The sequence below is a fragment of the Rhizobium aureum genome (assembly GCF_030182495.1).
GTDB lineage: Bacteria > Pseudomonadota > Alphaproteobacteria > Rhizobiales > Rhizobiaceae > Rhizobium > Rhizobium tropici_C.
Map to the genome: position 1 here is coordinate 344,694 of NZ_JAQJCI010000004.1, position 25,768 is coordinate 370,461.

Annotated in this window: 25 protein-coding genes; 21 read left to right on the forward strand and 4 right to left on the reverse strand. The window is 60.9% G+C overall.

Going from position 1 to position 25,768, the window contains the following annotated elements; all coding sequences use genetic code 11:
- Positions 1-14: 14 nt before the first annotated feature.
- From PH552_RS13015 to PH552_RS13055, 9 genes are all read left to right on the forward strand, one after another.
- Positions 15-1,397 (forward strand): pyruvate dehydrogenase complex E1 component subunit beta, encoded by a 1,383-nt coding sequence (locus PH552_RS13015; protein ID WP_113249919.1) that lies wholly within the window; start codon positions 15-17, stop codon positions 1,395-1,397.
- 15 nt (positions 1,398-1,412) lie between these two features.
- On the forward strand, positions 1,413-2,774 hold the full coding sequence (locus PH552_RS13020) for a pyruvate dehydrogenase complex dihydrolipoamide acetyltransferase (protein WP_183763467.1): 1,362 nt from the start codon (positions 1,413-1,415) through the stop codon (positions 2,772-2,774).
- 24 nt (positions 2,775-2,798) lie between these two features.
- Complete coding sequence (locus tag PH552_RS13025; protein WP_113249921.1) at positions 2,799-3,440, forward strand: SGNH/GDSL hydrolase family protein; 642 nt, start codon at positions 2,799-2,801, stop codon at positions 3,438-3,440.
- Between the two features lie 52 nt (positions 3,441-3,492).
- Positions 3,493-4,938 (forward strand): dihydrolipoyl dehydrogenase, encoded by a 1,446-nt coding sequence (gene lpdA, locus PH552_RS13030; protein ID WP_113249922.1) that lies wholly within the window; start codon positions 3,493-3,495, stop codon positions 4,936-4,938.
- Positions 4,939-4,993: 55 nt separating this feature from the next.
- Positions 4,994-5,248: a GlsB/YeaQ/YmgE family stress response membrane protein gene (locus PH552_RS13035; RefSeq protein WP_112340824.1), complete on the forward strand. Its 255-nt coding sequence runs from the start codon at positions 4,994-4,996 to the stop codon at positions 5,246-5,248.
- A gap of 69 nt (positions 5,249-5,317) precedes the next feature.
- Positions 5,318-5,566, forward strand: coding sequence for a GlsB/YeaQ/YmgE family stress response membrane protein (locus tag PH552_RS13040; protein WP_092715509.1), 249 nt, complete (start codon positions 5,318-5,320; stop codon positions 5,564-5,566).
- Positions 5,567-5,602: 36 nt separating this feature from the next.
- Positions 5,603-6,574, forward strand: a complete 972-nt coding sequence (lipA, locus tag PH552_RS13045; RefSeq protein ID WP_112340823.1) for a lipoyl synthase — start codon at positions 5,603-5,605, stop codon at positions 6,572-6,574.
- Between the two features lie 199 nt (positions 6,575-6,773).
- Positions 6,774-7,322, forward strand: a complete 549-nt coding sequence (locus tag PH552_RS13050; protein WP_432421984.1) for a P-loop NTPase family protein — start codon at positions 6,774-6,776, stop codon at positions 7,320-7,322.
- Between the two features lie 9 nt (positions 7,323-7,331).
- Positions 7,332-7,778, forward strand: a complete 447-nt coding sequence (locus tag PH552_RS13055) for a type II toxin-antitoxin system RatA family toxin (protein ID WP_112340821.1) — start codon at positions 7,332-7,334, stop codon at positions 7,776-7,778.
- 12 nt (positions 7,779-7,790) lie between these two features.
- Here the strand turns inward: PH552_RS13055 and PH552_RS13060 are convergent, their stop codons facing one another.
- Positions 7,791-8,285 carry a CinA family protein gene (locus PH552_RS13060; RefSeq protein WP_210260771.1) on the reverse strand — a complete coding sequence of 165 codons (495 nt, stop codon included), beginning with the start codon at positions 8,283-8,285 and terminating at the stop codon, positions 7,791-7,793.
- Complete coding sequence (locus tag PH552_RS13065) at positions 8,285-9,505, reverse strand: bifunctional 2-C-methyl-D-erythritol 4-phosphate cytidylyltransferase/2-C-methyl-D-erythritol 2,4-cyclodiphosphate synthase (RefSeq protein WP_112340820.1); 1,221 nt, start codon at positions 9,503-9,505, stop codon at positions 8,285-8,287. The genes PH552_RS13060 and PH552_RS13065 overlap by 1 nt, the downstream gene beginning before the upstream one ends.
- A 223-nt stretch (positions 9,506-9,728) precedes the next feature.
- On the opposite strand from PH552_RS13065, the gene dusB reads away from it, so the two are divergent.
- The 8 genes from dusB to hflX all read left to right on the forward strand — a co-directional run bounded on the left by dusB (position 9,729) and on the right by hflX (position 19,953).
- Entirely contained in the window at positions 9,729-10,754 is a 1,026-nt protein-coding gene (gene dusB, locus PH552_RS13070) for a tRNA dihydrouridine synthase DusB (RefSeq protein WP_186450739.1), read from the forward strand.
- The gene (locus tag PH552_RS13075) at positions 10,751-11,914 is read left to right on the forward strand and encodes a two-component system sensor histidine kinase NtrB (RefSeq protein WP_112340818.1); all 1,164 of its coding nucleotides are present in this window, start codon (positions 10,751-10,753) and stop codon (positions 11,912-11,914) included. Before dusB ends, PH552_RS13075 begins: the two co-directional genes overlap by 4 nt.
- Entirely contained in the window at positions 11,911-13,362 is a 1,452-nt protein-coding gene (gene ntrC / locus PH552_RS13080; protein ID WP_112340817.1) for a nitrogen regulation protein NR(I), read from the forward strand. The genes PH552_RS13075 and ntrC overlap by 4 nt, the downstream gene beginning before the upstream one ends.
- Positions 13,363-13,649: 287 nt before the next feature.
- On the forward strand, positions 13,650-15,923 hold the full coding sequence (locus PH552_RS13085) for a sensor histidine kinase NtrY-like (protein WP_169645986.1): 2,274 nt from the start codon (positions 13,650-13,652) through the stop codon (positions 15,921-15,923).
- Positions 15,913-17,277 carry a nitrogen assimilation response regulator NtrX gene (gene ntrX / locus PH552_RS13090; protein WP_112340815.1) on the forward strand — a complete coding sequence of 455 codons (1,365 nt, stop codon included), beginning with the start codon at positions 15,913-15,915 and terminating at the stop codon, positions 17,275-17,277. Before PH552_RS13085 ends, ntrX begins: the two co-directional genes overlap by 11 nt.
- Before the next feature lie 49 nt (positions 17,278-17,326).
- Positions 17,327-18,190, forward strand: coding sequence for a D-amino-acid transaminase (locus PH552_RS13095; protein WP_112340814.1), 864 nt, complete (start codon positions 17,327-17,329; stop codon positions 18,188-18,190).
- A gap of 107 nt (positions 18,191-18,297) precedes the next feature.
- A complete protein-coding gene (gene hfq, locus PH552_RS13100; RefSeq protein WP_003539403.1) occupies positions 18,298-18,540 on the forward strand; it encodes an RNA chaperone Hfq in 243 nt (80 codons plus the stop codon).
- Between the two features lie 78 nt (positions 18,541-18,618).
- Positions 18,619-19,953: a GTPase HflX gene (gene hflX / locus PH552_RS13105; protein WP_169645985.1), complete on the forward strand. Its 1,335-nt coding sequence runs from the start codon at positions 18,619-18,621 to the stop codon at positions 19,951-19,953.
- Positions 19,954-19,959: 6 nt separating this feature from the next.
- Here hflX and mazG read toward each other — a convergent pair whose 3' ends face one another.
- Together mazG and PH552_RS13115 are read right to left on the reverse strand one after the other, a co-directional pair.
- Complete coding sequence (gene mazG, locus PH552_RS13110; protein ID WP_112340812.1) at positions 19,960-20,808, reverse strand: nucleoside triphosphate pyrophosphohydrolase; 849 nt, start codon at positions 20,806-20,808, stop codon at positions 19,960-19,962.
- A gap of 21 nt (positions 20,809-20,829) precedes the next feature.
- Entirely contained in the window at positions 20,830-21,417 is a 588-nt protein-coding gene (locus tag PH552_RS13115; protein ID WP_112340811.1) for a deaminase, read from the reverse strand.
- 292 nt (positions 21,418-21,709) lie between these two features.
- On the opposite strand from PH552_RS13115, the gene cysG reads away from it, so the two are divergent.
- From cysG to PH552_RS13135, 4 genes are read left to right on the forward strand one after another with little or no spacing between them, the layout of a single operon-like run.
- Positions 21,710-23,146 (forward strand): siroheme synthase CysG, encoded by a 1,437-nt coding sequence (gene cysG, locus PH552_RS13120; RefSeq protein WP_112341058.1) that lies wholly within the window; start codon positions 21,710-21,712, stop codon positions 23,144-23,146.
- Positions 23,147-23,149: 3 nt separating this feature from the next.
- Positions 23,150-23,464: a DUF2849 domain-containing protein gene (locus PH552_RS13125; protein ID WP_112340810.1), complete on the forward strand. Its 315-nt coding sequence runs from the start codon at positions 23,150-23,152 to the stop codon at positions 23,462-23,464.
- A 17-nt stretch (positions 23,465-23,481) separates the two neighbouring features.
- Positions 23,482-25,161: a nitrite/sulfite reductase gene (locus tag PH552_RS13130; protein ID WP_112340809.1), complete on the forward strand. Its 1,680-nt coding sequence runs from the start codon at positions 23,482-23,484 to the stop codon at positions 25,159-25,161.
- Positions 25,162-25,172: 11 nt separating this feature from the next.
- Positions 25,173-25,685: a DUF934 domain-containing protein gene (locus PH552_RS13135; protein WP_112340808.1), complete on the forward strand. Its 513-nt coding sequence runs from the start codon at positions 25,173-25,175 to the stop codon at positions 25,683-25,685.
- The last annotated feature ends 83 nt before the right edge of the window (positions 25,686-25,768 follow it).

A 25,768-nucleotide genomic window follows, 5' to 3' on the forward strand; every position in this document is an offset into this window, starting at 1 on the left:
CGGGGAGGGACACTATGCCCATCGACATTCTCATGCCCGCCCTTTCTCCGACGATGGAAGAGGGTACCCTTTCGAAATGGCTCAAGAAGGAAGGCGACAAGGTCGTTTCCGGTGACGTTATTGCCGAAATCGAAACCGACAAGGCCACCATGGAAGTGGAAGCCGTCGACGAAGGCACGATCGGCAAGCTGCTGATCGACGCCGGCACCGAAGGCGTCAAGGTCAACACCAAGATTGCCATCCTCCTGCAGGACGGCGAATCCGCAGACGCCATTTCGTCCGCCAAGGCTGCTCCCGCTGCCGAGCCAGCAAAGACCGAAGCTCCTGCCGCCGCTCCGGCGCCGGCCGCTGCACCGGTTCCGGCCCAGCCGAAGGCCGCTGCTCCTGCCGATCCGGAAATTCCGGCCGGTACGGAGATGGTATCGATGACGGTGCGTGAAGCACTGCGTGACGCCATGGCCGAAGAAATGCGCGCCAACCCGGACGTCTTCGTCATGGGTGAGGAAGTGGCCGAATATCAGGGAGCCTACAAGGTAACCCAGGGCCTGCTGCAGGAATTCGGCGCACGCCGCGTGATCGATACCCCGATCACCGAGCATGGTTTTGCCGGTATCGGCGTCGGTGCCGCGATGGCCGGTCTTCGCCCGATCGTCGAGTTCATGACCTTCAACTTCGCCATGCAGGCGATCGATCAGATCATCAACTCCGCTGCCAAGACGCTCTATATGTCCGGTGGCCAGATGGGCGCTCCGATCGTCTTCCGCGGCCCGAACGGCGCGGCAGCGCGCGTCGGCGCTCAGCATAGCCAGGACTATGCGGCCTGGTATAGCCACATTCCGGGCCTCAAGGTCGTCATGCCCTACACGGCAGCCGACGCCAAGGGTCTGCTCAAGGCTGCCATCCGCGATCCGAACCCGGTCATCTTCCTTGAGAACGAAATCCTCTATGGTCAGCATTTCGATGTGCCGAAGCTGGATAATTTCGTTCTGCCGATCGGCAAGGCCCGCATCCACCGTCCGGGCAAGGACGTCACGGTCGTCTCCTTCGGCATCGGCATGACCTATGCCACCAAGGCCGTTGCAGAGCTGGAAGCCCAGGGCATCGATGTCGAACTCATCGACCTGCGCACGATCCGTCCGATGGATCTGCCGACGATCATCGAATCGGTCAAGAAGACCGGCCGCCTGGTCACCGTCGAGGAAGGCTATCCGCAGTCCTCCGTCGGCACGGAAATCGCCACCCGCGTCATGCAGCAGGCCTTCGACTATCTCGATGCGCCGATCCTGACGATCGCCGGCAAGGACGTACCCATGCCATACGCCGCCAACCTCGAAAAGCTGGCGCTCCCGAGCGTCGCCGAAGTGGTCGATGCGGTGAAGGCCGTTTGCTACAAGTAAGGGGAGGGCTCATCGATGCCTATCAACATCACCATGCCTGCCCTCTCGCCGACCATGGAAGAGGGCAACCTCGCCAAGTGGCTGGTCAAGGAAGGCGACAAGATCAAGTCCGGCGATGTCATCGCCGAGATCGAGACTGACAAGGCAACGATGGAAGTCGAGGCTGTCGATGAGGGCACCGTCGCCAAGATCGTCGTTCCCGCTGGCACCGAAGGCGTGAAGGTCAATGCCCTGATCGCCGTGCTTGCCGCCGATGGCGAAGATGTCGCTGCGGCAGCTTCCGGCGCTGGCGCCGCTGCTACTCCGGCTGCGAAGGAAGCCCCGAAGGTGGAAGCAGCACCTGCTGCTGCCCCGGCTCCGGCAAGCGTTTCTGCTCCTGCCGCACCCGCCCCAGCTCCCGCCGCATCGGCTCCGGCAGCGAACGACGGTCATCGTACCTTCGCTTCGCCGCTCGCTCGCCGTCTTGCCAAGGAAGCGGGCATCGATGTGGCGGCGGTTTCCGGCACCGGCCCGCATGGCCGCGTGGTCAAGAAGGACATCGAAGCTGCTGTTTCCGGCGGCACAGCCAAGGCTGCTCCCGCGGCAACCCCGGCTGCTCAGCCGGCAGCCGCCGCTGCTCCGGCCGCACCGAAGGGCATCTCCGACGACGCCGTCCTCAAGCTGTTCGAGCAGGGTTCCTACGAGCTCGTACCGCATGACGGCATGCGCAAGACCATCGCCAAGCGCCTGCAGGAATCCAAGCAGACGATCCCGCACTTCTACGTCTCGGTCGATTGCGAACTCGACGCGCTGCTGGCACTCCGCACGCAGCTCAACGATTCCGCTCCGAAGTCGAAGGACGGCGTGCCTGCCTACAAGCTTTCGGTCAACGACATGGTCATCAAGGCCCTGGCGCTGGCATTGCGCGATGTTCCGGATGCCAACGTCTCCTGGACCGACAGCGCCATGGTCAAGCACAAGCATGCCGATGTCGGCGTTGCCGTGTCCATTCCGGGCGGCCTGATCACGCCGATCATCCGCAGCGCCGAGCAGAAGACGCTCTCTACCATCTCCAACGAGATGAAGGACTACGGCAAGCGCGCCAAGGAGCGCAAGCTGAAGCCCGAGGAGTATCAGGGCGGTACGACTGCGGTGTCGAACATGGGCATGATGGGCGTCAAGAACTTCGCCGCCGTCGTCAACCCGCCGCATGCGACCATCCTGGCCGTCGGCGCCGGCGAACAGCGCATCATCGTCAAGAAGGGCGAAATGGTGATTGCCAACGTGATGACCGTCACGCTGTCGACCGATCACCGCGCCGTCGACGGTGCGCTCGGCGCCGAGCTCCTGGCAGCCTTCAAGGGCTACATCGAAAATCCGATGGGGATGCTCGTCTGAGCTTTGGCAACACGGAGGGCATGAATGACCAAGACTGTTCTGTGTTACGGCGACTCGCTGACATGGGGCTACAGTGCCGAAACGGTCGGCCGTCATGCCTATGAAGATCGGTGGCCGAGTGTCTTGCAAAAGGCGCTCGGCAACCAGGTTCGCGTGATCCCGGAAGGATTGAACGGCCGCACGACGGCGTTTGACGATCATCTCGCCGATTGCGATCGCAATGGCGCGAGAATCCTGCCGACGATCCTGCAGACCCACAATCCCCTTGATCTCGTGATCATCATGCTCGGCACCAACGACATGAAACCGGTCGTCGCCGGCTCGGCCTTTGCCGCTCTGCAGGGCATCAGCCGCTTGGTCCAGCTGGTGCGCAATCATGCTTGGGGGTTCGACTATGAGGTGCCCGATATCCTCATCGTCGCCCCGCCGGCAATTACCGAGACGGCCAATGCCGCCTTTGCGGCCAGTTTTCTCGGCGCGGTTAAGGAATCGAGCAAGCTGCCGACGCTCTACAGCGATCTGGCGGACGAACTCGGATGCGGATTCTTCGATGCCAATACGGCCGCTGTGACCACGCCGCTCGATGGCGTTCATCTCGATGCGGAAAACACCCGGGCGCTCGGTCGCGGCCTCGAGCCGATCGTGCGGATGATGCTCGGTCTCTGATAGATTTTAGGCGCCGGCTTCGATCCGCCGCCACCAATAAGGCAGGAAACACATGGCTGAGAATTACGACGTCATTATCATCGGCTCCGGTCCGGGCGGTTATGTCGCTGCCGTGCGCGCTGGCCAGCTTGGCCTGAAGACCGCGATCGTCGAGCGCGAGCACCTGGGCGGCATCTGCCTCAACTGGGGCTGCATTCCCACGAAGGCGCTGCTCCGTTCGGCCGAAATTCTCGATCATTCCAACCATCTGAAGGATTACGGTCTCGTTCTGGAAGGCAAGGTGAGCGCGGATGTGAAGGCCGTGGTTGCCCGCTCGCGCGGCGTCTCCGCCCGGCTCAACACCGGCGTCGGTTTCCTGATGAAGAAGAACAAGGTCGACGTGATCTGGGGCGAAGCCAAGATCACCAAACCAGGCGAAATCGTCGTCAGCAAGTCGACCAAGCCGGTCGTCGAGCCGCAGCATCCGGTGCCGAAGAACGTCAAGGGCGAGGGCACCTATACCGCCAAGCACATCATCGTCGCGACCGGCGCCCGTCCGCGCGCTCTACCTGGCATCGAGCCGGACGGCAAGCTGATCTGGACCTATTTCGAAGCGCTGAAGCCGGATTTCCTGCCGAAGTCGCTGCTCGTCATGGGCTCGGGTGCGATCGGCATCGAATTCGCAAGCTTCTATCGCTCCATGGGCGTCGACGTCACCGTCGTCGAAGTCATGCCGACCATCATGCCGGTCGAAGATGCCGAAATCTCCGGCATCGCCCGCAAGCAGCTGGAAAAGCGCGGCCTGAAGATCTTCACCAAGGCGAAGGTCACGAAGGTCGATAAGGCTGCCAACAGCATCACGGCCCATGTCGAAACCGAAGACGGCAAGGTGCAGCAGATCGTTGCCGACCGTATGATCTCGGCCGTGGGCGTTCAGGGCAATATCGAGAACCTCGGCCTCGAGGCGCTCGGCGTGAAGACCGATCGCGGCTGCGTCGTCATCGACGGCTACGGCAAGACCAATGTCCCCGGCATCTATGCGATCGGCGATGTCGCCGGCCCTCCGATGCTGGCGCACAAGGCCGAACACGAAGGCGTCGTCTGCATCGAGAAGATCGCCGGTCTGCCGAACGTTCATCCGACTGACAAGAGCAAGGTTCCGGGCTGCACCTATTGCCAGCCGCAGGTCGCTTCCGTCGGCCTGACCGAAGCCAAGGCCAAGGAGCTCGGCCGCGATATCCGCGTCGGCCGCTTCGCCTTCGTTGCCAACGGCAAGGCGATCGCGCTCGGTGAGGATCAGGGTCTCTGCAAGGTCATCTTCGACAAGAAGACCGGCGAACTGCTTGGCGCGCATATGGTCGGCGCCGAAGTGACCGAACTCATTCAGGGCTTCGTCGTCGCCATGAATCTGGAGACGACAGAAGAGGAGCTGATGCATACGATCTTCCCGCATCCGACCGTATCGGAAACGATGAAGGAAGCCGTGCTGGATGCCTACGGCCGGGTGCTGAACGCTTGATAATTTCCTGCCATGCCCTTTATCCAAGGGGTGGAAATCAGGAAAGGAAATCAACATGTCTATCACGACGGAAGGTTGGATCGTCTTTCTTCTCATCGGCCTGGTCGCGGGTTTCCTTGCGAGCCTGATCGTTGGAGGCGGCGGGCTCATCAGTTGCCTGGTGAGCGGCGTGATCGGCGCTTTCGTGGGCGGTTTCCTGTTTCATTATTTCGGGATATCGCTCGGTATTGAAAATGCGCTTGTCGTGGAGATCATCCATGCCACGGTCGGCGCGATCATCGTGGTGCTGTTGGCGAGATTGATCGCCTAGAGCATCATCATTAAGACGCAAGGCGACGCCCGGAAGAACTGTCTTGAAGGGCGCCCGAACGAGGGTTTGATGGAAAGCGTAGGTTGGCTGGGTCTGATCATCATCGGCGGTCTTGCGGGCTGGCTCGCTGGCAAGCTGATGGATGCACGTTACGGCATCATCCTGAACATCATCCTCGGCATTGCCGGCTCGGTTGTTGCGGCGGGGCTTCTGGTCGCTCTGCATGTCGGCGTTCCCGGCGGCCGGCTTGGCTTTTTCATCACCGGTTTCATCGGTGCATGCATTCTGATATTCCTCGCCAAATTCGCTCGGCGATGAAGGGCCGCATTTCAAGCGGCGGAAAGTAGACGTTCCATGGTCACCATTCTCGACACGATCAACCCGGACGCCAAGCGCGTGCGACACCCGGAAAAGGCGCATCGGCCGGATACGGAAGTCATGCGCAAGCCGGACTGGATCCGCGTGAAGGCGCCGACATCGAAGGGCTATGCCGAAACCCGTTCGATCGTGAAGGAGCACAAGCTCGTCACGGTCTGCGAGGAGGCCGGTTGCCCGAATATCGGCGAGTGCTGGGACAAGAAGCACGCCACCTTCATGATCATGGGCGAAATCTGTACCCGTGCCTGCGCCTTCTGCAATGTCGCGACCGGCAAGCCGAATGCGCTCGACATGGCGGAGCCGGAAAATGTCGCCAAGGCGGTCAAGCAGATGGGCCTCAGCCACGTCGTTATCACCTCGGTCGACCGCGACGATCTGGAAGATGGCGGCGCTGAGCATTTCGAGAAGGTGATATGGGCGATCCGCGCCGCTTCGCCCTCGACCACGATCGAGATCCTGACGCCGGACTTCCTGAAGAAGCCGGGCGCTTTGGAGCGTGTCGTTGCTGCCAAGCCCGACGTCTTCAACCACAATCTGGAAACCGTGCCCGGCAATTACCTGACGGTTCGTCCCGGCGCGCGCTACTTCCACTCCGTTCGCCTGCTGCAGCGGGTCAAGGAACTGGATCCGACCATGTTCACCAAGTCGGGCATCATGGTCGGCCTCGGCGAGGAGCGCAACGAAGTGCTGCAGCTGATGGACGACCTGCGCACCGCAGACGTCGACTTCCTGACCATCGGCCAGTATCTGCAGCCGACGCGCAAACATCATCAGGTGATGAGCTTCGTCACGCCGGAAGAGTTCAAGTCCTACGAAACCGTGGCCTACACCAAGGGCTTCCTGATGGTCGCTTCCAGCCCGCTAACACGCTCGTCGCATCATGCCGGCGATGATTTCGCGCGGCTGCGTGCTGCCCGCGAGAAGAAGGTTCTACTGGCGGCGGAATAAGCCCAGCCGGATGAATTTGCCTTTGACCGAACCGCGGCGATTGCGCCGCGGTTTTTCGTTGTTCCGTCATTTATTTGTCATCGACGCGGCCTAGGGAACACGCCGCCGTTTGTCAGCGGTATCGGCACTTTCGATTCGATTATGGAGCTGTACCGTGGAGCAGATCGTCGCGCCACATGCGCTTGTCCGTTCCGTCGATATAGATGAGGCAGCTCGCATCCTCGAAAAGGCAGGCCGAATCCTCGTCATCGGCTGCTCCGGCGGCGGCAAGTCGACCCTGTCGCAGAAGATTGCCGCCCGCTTTGGCCTTGCCTATGTGTCGATCGATCGTGATGTTTTGTGGCTGCCCGGCTGGGTTCAGCGCGACAAGGCGGAGCAGCGCGCCATCATCGTCACCAAGGTGCAGGGCGAGCGATGGATCATGGACGGGACCAATCCCTCGACATTCGACATACGCCTGCCGCGCACGGATTTGGTCATATGGGTGCGGATGCCCCGCGTGCTATGCATATGGGGCGCCGTTTCCCGCTGGCTCAAATGGATGGGTCGCACGCGACCGGAGATGGCGCCTGGCTGCATAGAGAAAGTCGATTGGGATTTCCTGCGCTTCATCTGGACATTTGAGGAGAAATTCACGCCCAGGGTCCTTGCCGGACTTGCCGAACACGGCCCTGATGTCCCGGTTTTGCAGCTGAAATCCCGCGGCGAAATGCGTCAGCTCCTTGATCTTCTCGGCCGTCCTGCTTAATTGCGGCTCATGCCTCAGTTTGAAACCCATCGCCCCGTTCCCCATTCGCCCGACCAGATGTTCGACCTCGTCGCCGACGTGGAGCGCTATCCCGAATTCCTGCCGCTTTGCGATGCGCTCACGGTCCGCAACCGCAAGGAGCGCGACGGCAAGACCTTGCTGATTGCCGATATGACCGTTGGCTATAAAGCGATCCGCGAGACCTTCACGACGCAGGTGCTGTTGAACAAGGCGGAGCGCGCGATCGATGTGAAATATATCGACGGGCCCTTCAAATATCTCGACAATCGCTGGCGCTTTACGCCGTCGGAAAACGGCGGTTGCAGCATTGATTTCTTCATCGACTATGAGTTCAAGAGCCGCATTCTCGGCGCTTTGATGGGGTCGATGTTCGATCGGGCCTTCCGCATGTTCACGGATGCCTTCGAGACGCGCGCGAGCAAGATATATGCTTGAAGCCGCGCCTGCTTATTGGCTGAGCGCGACAAGCATCTCCAGCGCGGTGTTCAACGTGGCGAGCCGGACCTTGTCGCGGCCGATATCGCCGTAACGCATTTCGTGATGGATCAGCATACCGCTCCGCGCCTTGGCGGCGAGGTGGACGAGCCCAACCGGTTTTTCTGCTGAGCCGCCGCCGGGGCCGGCAATACCGGTCACCGCTACGGCAAAATCGGCCCGGGAGCGGAAGAGGGCGCCATGCACCATCTGCAGCGCCGTTTCCTTTGATACGGCGCCGAATTGCGCCAGCGTCTGCTCCTGAACGCCGAGCATCTCCATCTTGGCGGTATTGGTATAGGTGACGAAGCCGCGATCGACCACCGCCGAAGAACCGGGGATTTCCGTCAACGCGCCGGCGATAAGCCCGCCGGTGCAGGATTCGGCCGTGGCGACCATCCAGCCTTTTGCCGTGAAATCCGTCACGATCCTTTGCGCCAGCGCGATAACTTCATCGGGAAAATGCATTATGCCTTGCCTCCGCGATAGACGACGGTCGCCGTCGCAATGGCTGCGATGCCTTCGCGGCGGCCGACAAAGCCGATCTTCTCGTTCGTCGTTGCCTTGACCGAGCAGCGATCGATGCTGATATCGAGAAACTCCGAAAGCCTGGCGCGCATCACGTCGCGATGCGGCCCGACTTTCGGCGCCTCTGCGATCAGCGAGACATCCGCGTTCATAATGGTGCCGCCGCGTTCGCGCACGATCTTTGCCGCATGTTCGATAAAGATGCGGGATGGTGCGCCTTTCCACTGGGGATCGGAGGGCGGAAAATGATCGCCGATATCGCCGGCGCCGCAGGTGGCCAGCAACGCATCCGTCAGGGCATGCAGGGCAACATCGGCATCTGAATGCCCCTTCAGCTTCTGATCATGCGCAATGAACACGCCGCACAGCGTCACGCCGTCGCCGGGTTCCAGCTGGTGCACGTCGTAGCCATTGCCGGTGCGCACGTCTGGCAGCAGGCCGGCACTCAGCTTTTCATCGGCCATGGCAATATCCCTCTTGATCGTCAGCTTCACATTGTCGGCGCTGCCGGTCACGAGCTTTACCGGCAGTCCGCGCCATTCCGCGATCGAGGCATCGTCGGTGAAATCGGTCCTGCCGCCGGAATCGGCCTTTTCATGGGCGGCAAGAATATCGGCAAGGCGAAAGGATTGCGGCGTCTGTGCGGCGTGAAGCCCGGCGCGGGAGACGGTTTCGACGACCAGTCCTTCTGCATTGCCGCGCTTCAGCGTATCGGTGACAGGCATGGCGGGCAATACCGCCGGTGCGCCATCCGCAAGTGCTGCGGCCACTCGGTCGAGCAGGTCATGGTCGAAGAAGGGACGCACGGCATCGTGGATCATCACATGCGTCACGCCGCTGTCTTTCAACGCACGCAATCCGGCAAGTACCGATTGTTGGCGCGTCGCGCCGCCGAAGGCGATCTCGACATCAGGCAGTCCTGCAACCTGCTCCAGCGCCGAGCGGAGCAGATTTTCATCGTCGCGATGGATGACGATGACGATCTTCGCTGCCTGCGGCCATGTCACGAATCTTTCAAGCGTATGCGCAATAACCGCTCTGCCGCCGATCGGGCGATATTGCTTGGGGCCTTCTTCCGGAGAGCCCGCCCGTTCACCGCGCCCGGCGGCAACGATCACGATTCCCACCGATAACGGTTGCGTTGGATGCATTTGCGTCATAACCCCCGAAGGATAAAAGGCTCGGTCCCTCGCATGGCCTTGAAAAGCACAGAGCTTTCTTTTGAACAAGCACATGCTAAATAGATCGCCAAACGGGACCCTGCTTCAGCAGGGTCTATCGCCTCGACGGAGTATTTTCCAGCATCTGCCCAAAAAATATCGGGATTCTTCAAACCCCCTTGGCAAACTTTCAAAGCGTGTCTAAAAATAGTGCAGATGTATAGTGTGCCCGAAAGATAATCATTTGCTGTCTTCCAAGCTTGCAGCCCCATTTTCCATCGGTTCCGTGCCTATCCGGAATCGTGTGATCCTGGCACCGATGTCGGGCGTGACCGATCTTCCTTTCCGGCAGCTCGCATTGCGTTATGGGGCGGGCTTGGTCGTCACGGAAATGGTCGCTAGCCGCGAGCTCGTGCAGAATACGGCTGAATCCTGGGCGCGTTTGAAAAGCGCGGGATTGAAGCCGCATATGGTGCAGCTTGCCGGTCGCGAGGGCCATTGGATGGCCGAAGCGGCGAAAATTGCCGCCGACAATGGTGCCGATATCATCGATATCAATATGGGATGTCCCGCCAAGAAGGTGATCGGCGGCTATTCCGGCTCGGCGCTGATGCGCGACCCGGACCACGCGCTGACATTGATCGAGGCGACGGTCCGGGCGGTGAACATTCCCGTGACACTCAAGATGCGGCTGGGCTGGGACGAGAATTCCATCAACGCGCCTCATATCGCCCGCCGGGCCGAAGAGGCCGGTGTCCAGCTCGTGACCATTCATGGCCGCACGCGCATGCAGTTCTATGAGGGCAGGGCGGATTGGGATGCGATCCGCGCCGTGCGCGATGCCATCACCATTCCGCTTGTCGCCAATGGCGATGTGGAAACGGAGGAAGACGCCGAGGAAATCCTGCGCCGCTCCGGTGCCGATGCCGTGATGATCGGCCGGGGCTGTCAGGGCCGCCCATGGCATGCAGGCGTATTGGCCGGTCACCGCGAGCCGAGCCGCCAGGAGATCGTCGAGATCGCACTCGAACATTATCGCATGATGCTGGAGTTTTATGGCGAAGCGGTCGGCATTCGCCATGCCCGCAAGCATCTCGCCTGGTATCTCGATCGCTATGCGCCGGCGACGGCAGGTGCCGACAAGGTGAAAATCATGACGTCGAAAGAGAGCGGCGAGGTGGCTGCATCCTTCCTTGCCGCGCTGCACGCCGGCGCCGATCTTGCCCAATGCGTTCAGGAGGCTGCATGACTTCGAAATCCAGCTCCAGCTCCGGCGCCGGTGACATCTCGGCCAACTCCGTGGCAATGGCGGTTCTCAACGCGATCCAGAATCCCGTCGTCATGGTCGACGAGGCCGGCTTGATTGCTTTCGCCAACTGGGAGGCGGAGGCCTTCTTTGGCGCAAGCGCGTCCCATCTGTCGCGCTACAAGATTTCGACCTTCATTCCCTTCGGCAGCCCTTTGTTGGCGTTGATCGATCAGGTGCGCGAGCGCCGCGCGCCTGTCAACGAGTATCGTGTCGACCTCAGTTCGCCGCGTTTGGGGCAGGACAAGCTGGTGGATATCTATGTTGCGCCGGTTTCCAGCGACCCGGGTTCCGTCGTGGTGGTGTTCCAGGAACGCTCCATGGCCGACAAGATCGACCGGCAGCTGACGCATCGCGCCGCCGCCCGTTCGGTCACCGGCCTTGCCTCCATGCTGGCGCATGAGATCAAGAACCCGCTGTCGGGCATTCGCGGCGCCGCTCAGCTGCTCGAACAGTCGGTCGAGGACGATGATCGCGCGCTGACGCGCCTCATCTGCGACGAGACGGACCGCATCGTTTCGCTGGTCGACCGCATGGAGGTTTTCTCCGACGAGCGGCCCGTCGATCGTGTCCCCGTCAACATCCACTCTGTGCTCGATCATGTGAAGGCTGTCGCCAAGGCGGGCTTTGCCCGCAACATCAAGATCTCAGAGAATTACGATCCGTCGCTGCCGGCGGTCTTCGCAAACCGGGATCAGCTCGTGCAGGTCTTCCTCAATCTGGTGAAGAATGCCGCTGAAGCGGTTGGCGACCGTCAGGATGGCGAGATCATGCTGACGACGGCCTATCGCCCCGGCATCCGGCTTTCGGTCGCCGGCACACGCGAAAAAATCTCGCTGCCGCTGGAATTCTGCGTCATCGACAACGGCCCGGGCGTACCGGCCGATCTCGTGCCGCATCTCTTTGATCCGTTCATCACCACGAAGACGAATGGAACCGGCCTCGGCCTTGCGCTGGTCGCCAAGATCATCGGCGACCATGGCGGCATTGTCGAATGCGACAGCCAGAACCATCGTACCACTTTCCGCGTTTTGATGCCCGCCTCCAAGGGCATTACCCCAGAAGATGCCCCCCTTCCGAACTCTACAGGGACTACTCGATGACAGCCACGATCCTTGTCGCCGATGACGATGCGGCCATCCGCACCGTGCTCAACCAGGCTCTGAGCCGCGCGGGTTACGATGTGCGCATTACATCCAACGCCGCCACGCTCTGGCGTTGGGTCTCGGCCGGCGAAGGCGACCTCGTCGTAACCGACGTCGTCATGCCTGATGAAAACGCATTCGATCTATTGCCGCGTATCAAGAAGGCGAGGCCGGATCTGCCCGTGCTCGTCATGAGCGCGCAGAATACCTTCATGACGGCAATCAAGGCGTCCGAAAAGGGCGCTTACGATTATCTTCCGAAGCCGTTCGACCTGACGGAGCTGATCGCGATCGTCGGCCGTGCCCTGTCCGAACCGAAGCGCAAGCCGGCAAAGCTTGACGACGACATGCAGGACGGCATGCCGCTTGTGGGGCGTTCAGCCGCGATGCAGGAAATCTATCGCGTGCTCGCGCGCCTGATGCAGACCGATCTCACGCTGATGATCACCGGCGAATCCGGCACCGGCAAGGAGCTGGTGGCGCGCGCCCTGCATGATTACGGCAAGCGCCGCAATGGGCCTTTCGTTGCCATCAACATGGCTGCGATCCCGCGCGATCTGATCGAATCCGAACTGTTCGGTCATGAGAAGGGCGCTTTCACCGGTGCTCAGACCCGCTCGACCGGCCGTTTCGAGCAGGCGGAAGGCGGTACGCTGTTTCTCGACGAAATCGGCGATATGCCGATGGATGCGCAGACACGCCTGCTGCGTGTGCTGCAGCAGGGCGAATATACGACCGTCGGCGGCCGCACGCCGATCCGCACCGATGTCCGCATCGTCGCGGCCACCAACAAGGACCTGAAGCAGGCGATCAATCAGGGCCTGTTCCGCGAGGACCTCTATTATCGTCTCAACGTCGTGCCGTTGCGCCTGCCGCCGCTGCGCGACCGCGCCGAGGATATTCCGGATCTCGTGCGCCATTTCGTGCAGCAGGCCGAGAAGGAGGGGCTGGGTTCCAAGCGCTTCGACCAGGAAGCGCTCGAACTGATGAAGGCCTATCCCTGGCCGGGCAATGTTCGCGAACTGGAAAACCTCATTCGCCGGCTGATGGCGCTCTATCCGCAGGATGTTATCACCAAGGAAATCATCGACGCGGAACTGCGGGCCGACGTGCCCGACAGCCCGATCGAAAAAGGCCCGGTCCGCACCGGCTCCATGACCATCGCCCAGGCGGTGGAGGAAAACATGCGGACCTATTTCGCCGGTTTCGGCGACAATCTGCCGCCGCCCGGCCTTTACGACCGCGTGCTGACAGAAATGGAATATCCGCTGATTCTCGCGGCCTTGACCGCGACGCGCGGCAACCAGATCAAGGCCGCCGATCTTTTGGGCCTCAACCGCAATACGTTGCGTAAAAAGATCAGAGAACTGGGAGTTTCGGTTTACAGAAGCTCCCGAACGGCTTGACAATGCGATCAGATGCGTTGCATTTTCGCCACAATGCGTTGCTTAAAGGTCACGCAGTTGATTCGTCGTCTTTGCAGTGGCGATTCATTTGGCTTGCTCTTCGGAAAACGAAAGTTCGTCAGATTTTTCAGGTAGTTGCAAGGGTGATATGAAGTAAAGGTTTCGCTCCTATGCGAAACCGAACGACAGTTCCCGCCTCTGCCTGTCGCGCACGCAAATGCCGAATAAGCGGCGGTGCGATTTTGACCAGGGCGTCGATCGTCGCTCGGGCGTGGAGATTGATGGGAATGATGCAGGACGCGGTGTCGCCGGCGGCGAGCGACGAGGCGGTTGTCAAGGTGACGGACCGCCGTGCTTCCTTTGCCCTGCCGGGTCTCATCCTGGCTGGTGGGGCGCTTCTGTGTGCCATTGCGACCCTGCTGATGCTGCTTGGGTTGACGCCGATCGCCCCGACATCGTCGGTCGTCTTCACCTCGGTCGTGATCAACGGTCTCTTCGTGCTGGGACTGATTGCCCTGATCGCCCGCGAAGTCGCGCGGCTGATGAAGGCGCGCAGCCGTGGCCGCGCCGCGGCTCGGCTCCATATTCGCATCGTCGTTCTTTTCTCGATCGTGGCGATCACGCCGGCCATTCTCGTCGCCATCGTCGCGAGCCTGACGCTCAATGTCGGCCTCGACCGCTGGTTCGGCGTTCGCACGCAGCAGATCATCAGTTCCTCGCAGAACGTCGCGCAAGCCTATCTGATGGAGAATGCGAGCTATCTGCAGGGCCAGACCGTGTCGATGGCGAACGATCTGGAGCGCAATCGCTCGCTGTTCAATCTCGACCGCACCGGCTTCGCCGATTTGATGACCCGGCAGGCACGTGGGCGCGGCTTGCTGGGCGCCTTCCTCGTGCGCCGCGACGGCAGTGCGATCGTCCAGGCCGAGATCAAGACCGAACGGCCGCTTCCGGCCATTCCGAAGGATGCGCTCGATTCCTCCGCCAACGGCCAGCCGACACTCATTCCGCCAGGGGTGACCAACCTTGTCGGCGCAGTCATCAAGCTTGATGAAATTCCCGGCTCGTTCCTCTACACAGTGCGTGCCGTCGACCCGCGCGTCATGAACGCCATGCGCATGGTCGAGGACAACACCGTCGAATACAAGGCGATGGAAGCAGGGCGCATGTCGCTCCAGATCGCCTTCGCCGTTCTTTACATCGGCTTCGCGCTCATCGTGCTGCTGGCCGCGATCTGGACCGCGATTGCGATCGCCGACCGTATCGTCAGGCCGATTCGCCTCCTCATCAGTGCTGCGGACAATGTCGCGTCGGGCAATATGAACGTGCTGGTGCCCGTGCGGTCTGCCGATGGCGACGTCGGCAGCCTGTCGCGCACCTTCAACAAGATGATCTCGGAAATTCGCACCCAGCGCGATGAAATCCTTGAAGCGAAGGACGAGGTGGACGACCGCCGCCGCTTCATCGAGGCCGTTCTGTCGGGTGTGACGGCGGCTGTCATCGGTGTCGAGCATGACCGGCGCATCACCATCGTCAATACTTCGGCTGAAGACCTGCTGACGCTCAAGAGCGACGAGCTGATCGGCAAGAACCTGTCGGAAATCGCCCCCGAGGTCGATCAAGTCGTGACTGAGGCGACGACGCGCCATCGCAGCGATTTCCGCAAGCAGATCAGCCTCGTTCGCGGCGGAACGGTGCGCACGCTCAGCGTCCAGGTGACGCGCGAGGAATCACGCGATGCCAACGAATCCTATGTCATCACGCTCGACGACATCACCGATCTGGTGATTGCGCAGCGCTCGACCGCCTGGGCAGACGTTGCGCGCCGCATTGCGCATGAGATCAAGAATCCGCTGACGCCGATCCAGCTGTCTGCCGAGCGCATCCGCCGCCGCTTCGGCAAGAATATCGCCGATGCAGACCGTCCGATTTTCGACCAGTGCACGGATACGATCATCCGGCAGGTGGGCGATATCGGCCGCATGGTCGACGAGTTCTCCTCCTTCGCCCGTATGCCGAAGCCGACCATGGAGCCGACCGATCTGCGCGATATTCTGCGCGACGCCGTGTTCCTGCGCGAAATGGGCAATACGCATGTCCAGTTCGAGCGTGAGCTGGGCGACGAACGGCTGGAGGGCATGTTCGATGCGCGAATGCTCGGTCAGGCCTTCGGCAATCTCATCAAGAATGCCGTCGAGGCGATCGAAGGCGTGCCGAGCGATCAGGCGCGCGAGGAGCCGAAGGTCCTGGTGCGTTCGTCGCTCGATCCGGAGCGGGATCGTTTCACCGTCGATGTCATCGACAATGGCCGCGGCCTGCCGGTGGAAAACCGGCACAGCATTCTCGAACCCTATATGACCATGCGCGAGAAAGGTACGGGCCTCGGTCTCGCCATCGTCAAGAAGATCATTGAAGACCATGGCGGGCAGATCGAACTCCACGACGCGCCGGCCGATTTCGACCAGGGCAGGGGAGCCATGATCCGCGTGCATCTGCCGCGCCGTGAGCAGGCCACCGTCGCCCACACAGCAAGTGACAAGGAAAGCGTTTATGGCATCTGACATTCTCGTAGTGGATGACGAGGAAGACATTCGCGAAATCGTTTCGGGCATTCTCTCCGATGAAGGGCACGAAACCCGCACGGCACACGACAGCGACAGCGCGCTCGCCGCGATTTCCGATCGCGCGCCGCGGCTGATCTTCCTCGATATATGGATGCAGGGCAGCAAGCTCGATGGTCTTGCGTTGCTCGACGAAATCAAGGCGCGCCATCCGGAACTGCCTGTTGTCATGATCTCCGGTCACGGCAATATCGAGACGGCCGTCTCCGCCATCAAGCGCGGCGCCTTCGATTTCATCGAAAAGCCGTTCAAGGCCGATCGTCTGATCCTGATTGCCGAGCGCGCGCTCGAAAATTCCAAGCTGAAGCGTGAGGTCTCCGAGTTGAAGCGCCGCACCGGCGACGCCGTGGAGCTTATCGGCACCTCGGTTGCCGTTTCGCAGCTGCGCCAGACGATCGACAAGGTATCGCCCACCAACAGCCGCGTCATGATCTTCGGCCCGTCGGGCTCCGGCAAGGAGCTCGTCGCGCGGATGATCCACAAGAAGTCGACCCGCGCGAATGGTCCCTTCGTGGCGCTGAATGCCGCGACGATCACACCGGAGCGCATGGAAATCGCTCTCTTCGGCACAGAAGGCTCGCCGGGGCAGGCGCGCAAGATCGGCGCCCTGGAAGAGGCCCATCGCGGCATTCTCTATCTCGATGAAGTCGGCGAGATGCCGCGCGAGACGCAGAACAAGATCCTGCGCGTGCTCGTCGATCAGCAGTTCGAGCGCGTCGGCGGCTCCAAGCGCGTCAAGGTGGACGTCCGCATCATCTCGTCCACGGCCTATAATCTCGAGAGCCGCATCGCCGAGGGCCTGTTCCGCGAGGATCTCTATCACCGTCTGGCCGTCGTGCCCGTGCGTGTGCCTGCCCTTGCCGAACGCCGCGAGGACGTTCCCTTCCTAGTGGATCAGCTGATGCGCCAGATATCCGAGCAGGCCGGCATCCGTCCGCGCCGGATCGGTGACGACGCCATGGCCGTGCTGCAGGCACATGACTGGCCGGGCAACATCCGCCAGCTGCGCAACAATATCGAGCGGCTGATGATCCTGGCACGCTCCGATGGCGCAGAAACGCCGATCACGGCGGAAATGCTGCCGACCGACCTCGGCGACATGCTGCCGAAGGTATCCGCCAAGAACGATTATCACATCATGACATTGCCGCTGCGCGAAGCCCGCGAGATGTTCGAGCGCGATTACCTCATCGCTCAGATCAACCGCTTCGGCGGCAATATCTCGCGTACGGCGGAATTTGTCGGCATGGAGCGCTCGGCGCTGCATCGAAAACTGAAGTCGTTGGGCGTCTGATCAGTCGCTCGACATTTCAAACATCTCAGAATTCGGATCAGGGGCTTCCATGCCGAGAATAGCTTATGTCAACGGTCGCTACGTCAAGCACAGCGATGCCATGGTGCATATCGAGGATCGCGGCTATCAGTTCGCCGATGGTGTCTACGAGGTTTGCGAGGTCCGTCATGGCGTGATTGTCGACCTGACGCGCCATCTTGACCGCCTCAACCGTTCGCTGGGCGAATTGCGCATCGCCTGGCCGATGACGCGCCAGGCATTGATCCTGGTGATTCGCGAGACGCTACGCCGCAACCATGTCCGCAATGGCCTGTTCTATCTGCAGGTGACGCGCGGTGTCGCCCGTCGAGATCACGTCTTCCCGCCGGCCGGCACGCCGTCCTCGATCGTCGTGACCGCCAAGAGCACCGATCAGTCCGTGATCGCCAAAAAGAACGCCGATGGCATCAAGGCGATCACCGTCCGCGACAATCGCTGGGACCGGGTCGACATCAAGTCTGTGGGCTTGCTTCCGAATGCCATGGCCCGCCAGCAGGCCAAGGAGGCCGGCGCCCAGGAGGCGATCTATATCGACCACAACGGCATGGTGAAGGAAGGGGCTGCGACCAACGTCTGGATCGTCGATCATGATGGCAATCTCGTCACTCGCCCAGCCGAGCATGGCATCCTGCGCGGCATCACCCGTACGACTCTGATGGACGTCGCAGCCAAGCTCGACGTGACGATTGTCGAGCGATTCTTCTCGGTCGAGGAGATGATGAAGGCCCGCGAAGTCTTCATCACCGCGGCGACAAGTATATGTTTTCCGGTCGTTTCTATCGACGGCGAGCCCATTGCCAATGGTCATCCGGGCAGCATGTCACAGAAAATTCGTGAAGCCTTTTTCGACGTTGCGGAAAAGACTGCGATTTGATACCAACATTCGCTGGAGGGAGAGAATGAGGGTATCTCCTGTCCGGGACCTCTGTATATCATGACATTCAACCGACCTGGGTCGGCAAAAAAGAAAGAAGCGGCGCGATGGCGGAACGTTCTCAAAACTTGCAGGACTTGTTTCTCAATACTGTTCGCAAGCAAAAGATTTCACTCACGATTTTCTTGATTAACGGCGTGAAGCTCACAGGTGTCGTAACCTCGTTCGACAATTTCTGCGTCCTGCTCCGTCGCGATGGCCATTCGCAGCTCGTCTACAAGCATGCGATCTCGACGATCATGCCGGGTCAGCCGATGCAGATGTTCGAGAGCGAAGAAGCCGCATCCTAAACAGGACTATCTACAATCACGACACGCGATACCAAAAATGATTCTCTCATCCCGGAGACCGTAAAACACCGGGATGATATGCGCGCTGTTGTCGTCGTGCCTGTTTTGAAACAGGCGCGCGCCGCGCGTTCCGCTCAAGCCGATAGCGCTAATTTCGTCTCGCGCCCGCCCGAGAGCCGGCTGGAAGAGGCCAAAGGTCTCGCCTTGGCGATCGATCTCGACGTGGTCAACGGTTCCATCGTGCCGATCAACGATCCGCGGCCGGCAACGCTGCTCGGGACTGGCAAGATCGAGGAAATTCTCGCGCTGCTCGACGAGTTCAACGCCGGCCTCGTCATCGTCGATCATCCGTTGACGCCGGTGCAGCAGCGCAATCTCGAAAAGGCATGGAACGCCAAGGTCATCGACCGCACCGGCCTCATTCTCGAAATCTTCGGCCGCCGCGCCTCCACCAAGGAAGGCACGCTGCAGGTCGAGCTGGCTCATCTGAACTATCAGAAGGGCCGGTTGGTTCGCAGCTGGACCCACCTTGAACGTCAGCGCGGCGGTGCCGGCTTCATGGGCGGCCCGGGTGAAACCCAGATCGAAGCCGACCGGCGGATGCTGCAGGAGCGGATCATCCGGCTGGAGCGCGAGCTGGAGCAGGTGGTCCGCACACGCCAGCTTCATCGCGCCAAACGCCGGAAGGTGCCGCATCCGATCGTGGCTCTCGTCGGCTATACCAATGCCGGCAAGTCGACGCTGTTCAATCGCATTACCGGTGCCGGTGTTCTGGCTGAAGACATGCTGTTTGCGACGCTCGACCCGACGCTGCGCCGCATGAAGCTGCCGCATGGCCGTACCGTCATTCTCTCCGATACCGTCGGCTTTATTTCCGACCTGCCGACCCACCTGGTGGCCGCATTCCGCGCGACGCTGGAAGAGGTGCTGGAAGCCGATCTGATCCTGCATGTCCGCGATCTCTCCGATGACGATAATCAAGCCCAGAGCGCTGACGTCATGCGCATTCTCGGCGATCTCGGCATCGGCGAAGCCGAAGGCGCCGAGCGCATCCTCGAGGTCTGGAACAAGATCGATCGGCTGGAGCCGAAACCGCATGACGCCATCGTCCAGAAGGCGTCGACCGCGGAAAACGTTATTGCAGTCTCGGCGATAACAGGCGAGGGCGTCGATCGTCTGATGGGCGAAATCAGCCGGCGTCTTTCCGGCGTGCTGACGGAAACGACGATCACCTTGCCCGTCGAAAAGCTGGCGCTGCTGCCCTGGCTTTACAATCATGCCGTCGTCGACAGTCGCGAAGACAACGAGGATGGCACGGTAACGCTCGACGTCCGCCTGACCGAGACCGAGGCGGCCGAACTGGAGCGACGCATGGGCAACGGCCCGAAGCCGCAGCGCGAAGACTGGGAATAGGCGTTTTTACGCCGTTTTGACTCCGGCTAGCTGCCGCTCGATGGCTTTTGCCGACTGCCATATCTCTTCCATCCGCTCCAGCGAGGCGCCTTCCAGCGTCTCGCCCTCAGCCTCGAGCGTTGTTTCGATATGATGGAAGCGGCGGCGGAACTTGGTGTTCGTGCCGCGCAGGGCCTGCTCCGGATCGGCCTTCACATGCCGGCCGATATTGACGACGGCGAAGATCAGGTCGCCGAGTTCGTCGCTGACCTTGCCCTTGTCGCCGCTCGCAAGCGCTGCCCGCAATTCGCCGATCTCCTCCTCGATCTTGTCGAGGATCGGCTCCGGCGCCGACCAGTCGAAACCGACCTTGGCGGCCCGTTCCTGCAGTTTCAAGGCTTCTGTGAGGGCAGGGCACGTTCGCTGCACCGAGCCCAGGAAGCCGGCCTTGAAATCTTCGGTGATGCCGCTCTTCGCCCGCCGTTCGGCTCGTTCGCGCTTCTCCTCGGCCTTGATCCGGTCCCACTGCAGCGTCACTGCATCCTCGGTCTTGGCATCGGAGACAGCAAAGACATGCGGATGGCGGCGGATCATCTTGCGGGTGATGGCATGCACGACATCACCGAAGGAAAACGCTCCCGCCTCCTCGGCGATCCGCGCATGGAAAACGACCTGCAGCAGCAGATCGCCGAGCTCGTCGCAGAGATCGTCCGTATCCTTGCGTTCGATCGCATCCGCGACCTCATAGGCCTCTTCGATCGTATAGGGCTTGATGGTCTCAAAGGTCTGAACGATGTCCCAGGGGCAGCCGCTCTCGGGATTTCGCAGCGCCGCCATGATGTCGATCAGGCTGTTTATGTCTCGCGATGCTTCCATCGTTGCCTCGGTTTTGTTCTGTTAATTCAGCGGGATGTCGTTGCTGTTCTTCGATGCCTGGTAGTTGTCGGAGAGACCGGCATAGGTCTGCTTGATGCGCGCCGTCCGGTCCTTCAGCTCGGCCTTACGCGGATCGGCTTCCGTCTCCACGAGGTCGGAAATGGCAAAGCTGTTCCAGAATGCATTTTGGCGGCGATAGCCACCCGGCTCCAGGCCGAAGACTTCCTTCAGGATCTTGAGATCGTGCGGGATCGCGAAGGCGTCACGGGAATCCTCATGGCTGAAGAAGTAGTAGAAATTGTCGAAGCCGGCCCAGGTAATCGCCGACATGCACATGGTGCACGGCTCGTGGGTGGACAGGAAGATCAGGTCCTTGGTCGCGGGCTTTTCGCCGAGTTCATAAAAGCGCTTGAGGGTATGAACCTCGCCATGCCACAGCGGGTTCTCCAATTCATTGTTGGTTTCCGCGATGACGAGCGAAAGGTCCGATTTGCGCAGGATAGCGGCGCCGAAGACCTTATTGCCGGCGGCCACGCCCTTGCTGGTCAGGGGCAGGATGTCGTGCTCCACGACATCGAGAAGGCGGGCTGCGATGCTGTTGTCGGCCAAGGATCTGCTCCGGAGTTTTGAGCTAGTCTATCGGGATTGCGCAAGCGGCGGAATGCGCAAATGACGTATGGACCAGGTTTGTCACAGGCAATAAAATCGCCGCAGGCGGTAGTCAATCCTAAAAGTCTATAGATTTCCTATGTTTACCCAGATCTGCTCGTCTGGTGAGTTTTGCTCAAATCCTTGTCATGTCGAGCAAAAGAATACGCGCACGCATGGGCATTAGAATTTCTGTTTCTTCAATCTCTTGGCAGCAGGGGCGATATTCGCCAAATCTCGAAGTGGAATAATGATGCCTCCCAGGACTGAACAGCTTTCGGTGTTTCCCGCCTTCTTCCGCGTGGAGGGAAGGGTAGCGGCTGTTTTCGGCAATGGCGACGAAGCCTTCGCCAAGGTACGGCTGCTCCTGAACACGCAGGCCCGGATCGTCGCCTGTGCTCCGGCGCCCGAAGCTGACTATCATGCCTTCCTGATCGCCAACCGCATCGAAACCGTACGCGACGATTTCTCACCCGATCAGGTCAAGGGGGCGACCTTGGTCTTTGCCGCCACCGGCGATGCCGCAGCGGATCGCGCGATCGTCGATGCTGCCCGCGCCGAGCGAATTCCGGCAAACGCCGTCGACCAGCCTGACTATTGCGATTTCTATACACCGGCGCTGGTCAATCGCGCTCCCGTGGCCGTTGCCATCGGCACCGAAGGTGCCGGTCCGGTGCTGGCACAGATGATCCGCGCCCAGATCGACCAGATGTTGTCGCCGTCGCTCGGCAAGCTTGCCGAGCTTGCGACGCGCTACCGCAAGCCGGTCGAGCGCCTTGTTGCGCGCGGCGTTGCGCGTCGCGTCTTCTGGCGGCAGTTCTTCTCCGAATCCGTTGCTGACGCCGTCAATGCCGGTCATATCTTGCAGGCGGAGCAGGCAGCCGATGAGCTGCTGCAGTCGTCGCGCGACGTCGAGGGCCGCATCTGGCTGGTCGGCGCCGGCCCCGGCGCGGAAGATCTGCTGACACTGCGCGCACAGCGCGTCATGATGGAAGCCGATGTCATCGTCTATGATGCGCTGGTGCCGCAGGTGATCGTCGATATGGGCCGCCGCGATGCCGAGCGCCTGTCGGTCGGCAAGCGCAAGGGATGCCACAGCAAGTCGCAGGAAGAGATCAACGATCTGCTGGTGCAGCTCGGTCGTGAAGGCAAGCGTGTGGTGCGGTTGAAGTCGGGCGATCCGCTGGTTTACGGCCGCGCCGGCGAGGAAATGGCGGCTCTGCGCGCCGCCGGTATCGGCTATGAAATCGTTCCGGGCATCACCTCGGCCTTTGCCGCCGCTGCCGATTTCGAGTTGCCGCTGACGCTGCGCGGCGTTGCTTCATCGCTGGTCTTCACGACAGGTCACGATCTCACAGGCGATGTGCTGCCCGATTGGGCGAGCTTGGCCGTATCCGGCGCCACGATTGCGGTGTATATGGGGCGCACGGTTGCCGCTTCCGTCGCCGGCCGCCTGATGCAGGCCGGCCTGCCGCCGGAGACGACCGTTGCCATTATCGAGAATGCGAGTCGGCGCGATCGCCGCCTGATGCATGGCGTTCTGCGGGATCTGCCGGATCTCGAGCACCTCGACGAGTTGAACGGGCCTGTCATGGTTATCATCGGCGATGCCGTCGCCGGTGCGAATTTTGAGCAATCCGAGCCGCTGGTCCGTCGCGAGACCGCTGCTCAAGACTATGCAAGGAACTGATTGATGGTCGACAAGGTTCTGACCGCAAACCGGCTTACCGATGGCGTCGCCGTCTGGCTGAACGCAAATGGTGAATGGGTGACATCGCTGCAGGAGGCGCTGGTCGCTCGTCATGCCGAAGCGGAAGCCGCACTGGAAGCGATCGGCAAGCAGGCCTATGCTGACAACAAGGTCGTCGACGTCAATCTCATCGACGTGCAGGAAACGGACGGCAAGCTTTGGCCGCTGCGCCTGCGCGAGCGCATCCGCGCCGAAGGCCCCACCATGGAATATGCGCCGGGCTATGCCGCGGCCGATCCCGATTTCATTGCAGTCTGAGAAGTCCCGAGGAAGTCATGTATCGTTACGATGAATTCGACCACGCCTTTGTTGCGGAACGGGTTGCCCAGTTTCGCGATCAGGTGCAGCGACGTCTGTCGGGTGAGCTTTCGGAAGATGCCTTCAAGCCGCTGCGCCTGATGAACGGCGTCTATCTGCAGCTGCATGCCTATATGCTGCGCATCGCCATTCCATACGGCACGCTGAGCTCGCGCCAGATGCGCATGCTCGCCCATGTCGCCCGCACCTATGACCGCGGCTATGGCCACTTCACCACGCGTCAGAACCTGCAGTTCAACTGGCCGAAGCTTTCTGAGATGCCGGACGCGCTTGCTGATCTCGCTTCAGTCGAGATGCACGCCATCCAGACCTCGGGTAATTGCATTCGCAACGTGACCGCCGACCATTTCGCCGGCGCTGCGGCGGACGAAGTCGCCGATCCAAGGCCTTATGCCGAAATCCTGCGCCAATGGTCCTCCGTTCATCCGGAGTTCTCCTTCCTGCCGCGCAAGTTCAAGATCGCCGTCACCGGCGCCGAGCGCGACCGCGCCGCGATACAGGTGCATGATATCGGCCTGCATCTGAAGAAGAACGACAAGGGCGAGATCGGCTTTGCCGTTTACGTCGGCGGCGGGCAGGGGCGCACGCCGCTGGTTGCCAAGCTGATCCGTGACTTCCTGCCGGAAGAGGATCTCCTGTCCTATACGACGGCGATCATGCGCGTTTACAATCTGCATGGCCGCCGCGACAACAAGTATAAGGCCCGTATCAAAATCCTCGTGCATGAAACCGGCGCCGAAGAACTGGCGCGTCAGGTCGAGGCCGAGTTCGACAAACTGCGAGACACTGAACTGAAGCTGCCGGAAGCCGACGTTCAGGCGATTTCAGCCTATTTCGCACCGCCGGCGCTGCCGGAGCGCCCCGAAGGCTGGGAAAGCCTGGCACGCTGGAAGAAGGCCGATCCGGCTTTTGCGCGCTGGGTGCAGCAGAATGTGCAGCCGCACAAGAACCCCGATTACGGCATGGTGACAATCTCGCTGAAGCCGATCGGCGGCATTCCGGGCGACGCCTCGGACGCGCAGATGGAAGCCGTGGCCAATATTGCCGAGGAATATGCCTTCGACGAGATCCGCGTCAGCCATGAGCAGAACCTCATCCTGCCGCATGTGGCGCTGGCCGACCTCGAAGCGGTTTATCGCGGTCTGGTGGCCAACGGCCTCGAAACGGCGAATGCCGGCCTGATCACGGATATCATCGCCTGTCCTGGCCTCGACTATTGCGCGCTTGCCAATGCGCGTTCCATTCCGGTTGCGCAGGAAATCTCCACGCGTTTCGGTTCGGCCGAGCGTCAGGCCGAGATCGGTGAGCTGAAGATCAAGATTTCCGGCTGCATCAATGCCTGCGGCCATCACCATGTCGGTCATATCGGCCTGCTCGGCGTAGAGAAGAAGGGTGCGGAACTCTATCAGATCACGCTCGGCGGCTCCGGCGACGAGAATACCTCGATCGGCGAGATCATCGGCCGCGGCTTCGAGCCCGATAAGGTGACCGACGCCATCGAGACCATTGTCGATACCTATCTCGGCCTTCGTCTGGATCCTTCCGAAACATTCCTCGCCGCCTACCGACGCGTCGGGCCGCAGCCGTTCAAGACAGCACTCTACGGCGCGTCCTCGTCGGCAGCGGAAGCGGCGTAAGGAGATCGACCATGACAAAGATCTGGCGTGAAACAGGCTTCGTGGACAATGATCAATGGGTCATCGAGACCGACGAGGTCAAGGCGACCGAGACGCAGAAACCTCTGCTTAGTCTTGATGCACTGATCGCGAAGGCGGAAGAGAGCAACGAAGCCGGCCTCGGCGTTCTCATCAAGCCGGCAGACGATGTGACCCGGCTGCAGCCCTATCTGGACCGTCTCGATATCGTCGCAGTCGCGTTTCCGGCATTCAACGATGGTCGTGCCTTCAGCCACGCCTCATTGCTGCGCCAGCGCCTCGGCTATGCCAATGAGCTGCGTGCTGTCGGCGACGTATTGATCGACCAGATACCGTTGATGCTGCGCGTCGGCATCGATAGTTTCGCAGTGACCAACGAGACGGCGCTGAAGCGCCTGTCGGAGAACCGATTGCCGGGTATTCCGCATTACTATCAGCCGACCGCGCGGAAGGCTGAGGGCGGGCAGGCCTATAGCTGGCGGCGATTGCCGGCAAAATCGGCCTGATGTCGAAAGGCCTGCGTTTGCGGCAATTTGACGGGGTCGGATTGCCGTATTCAAGCCTTTTGAACGATGTAGTATCGGCAATC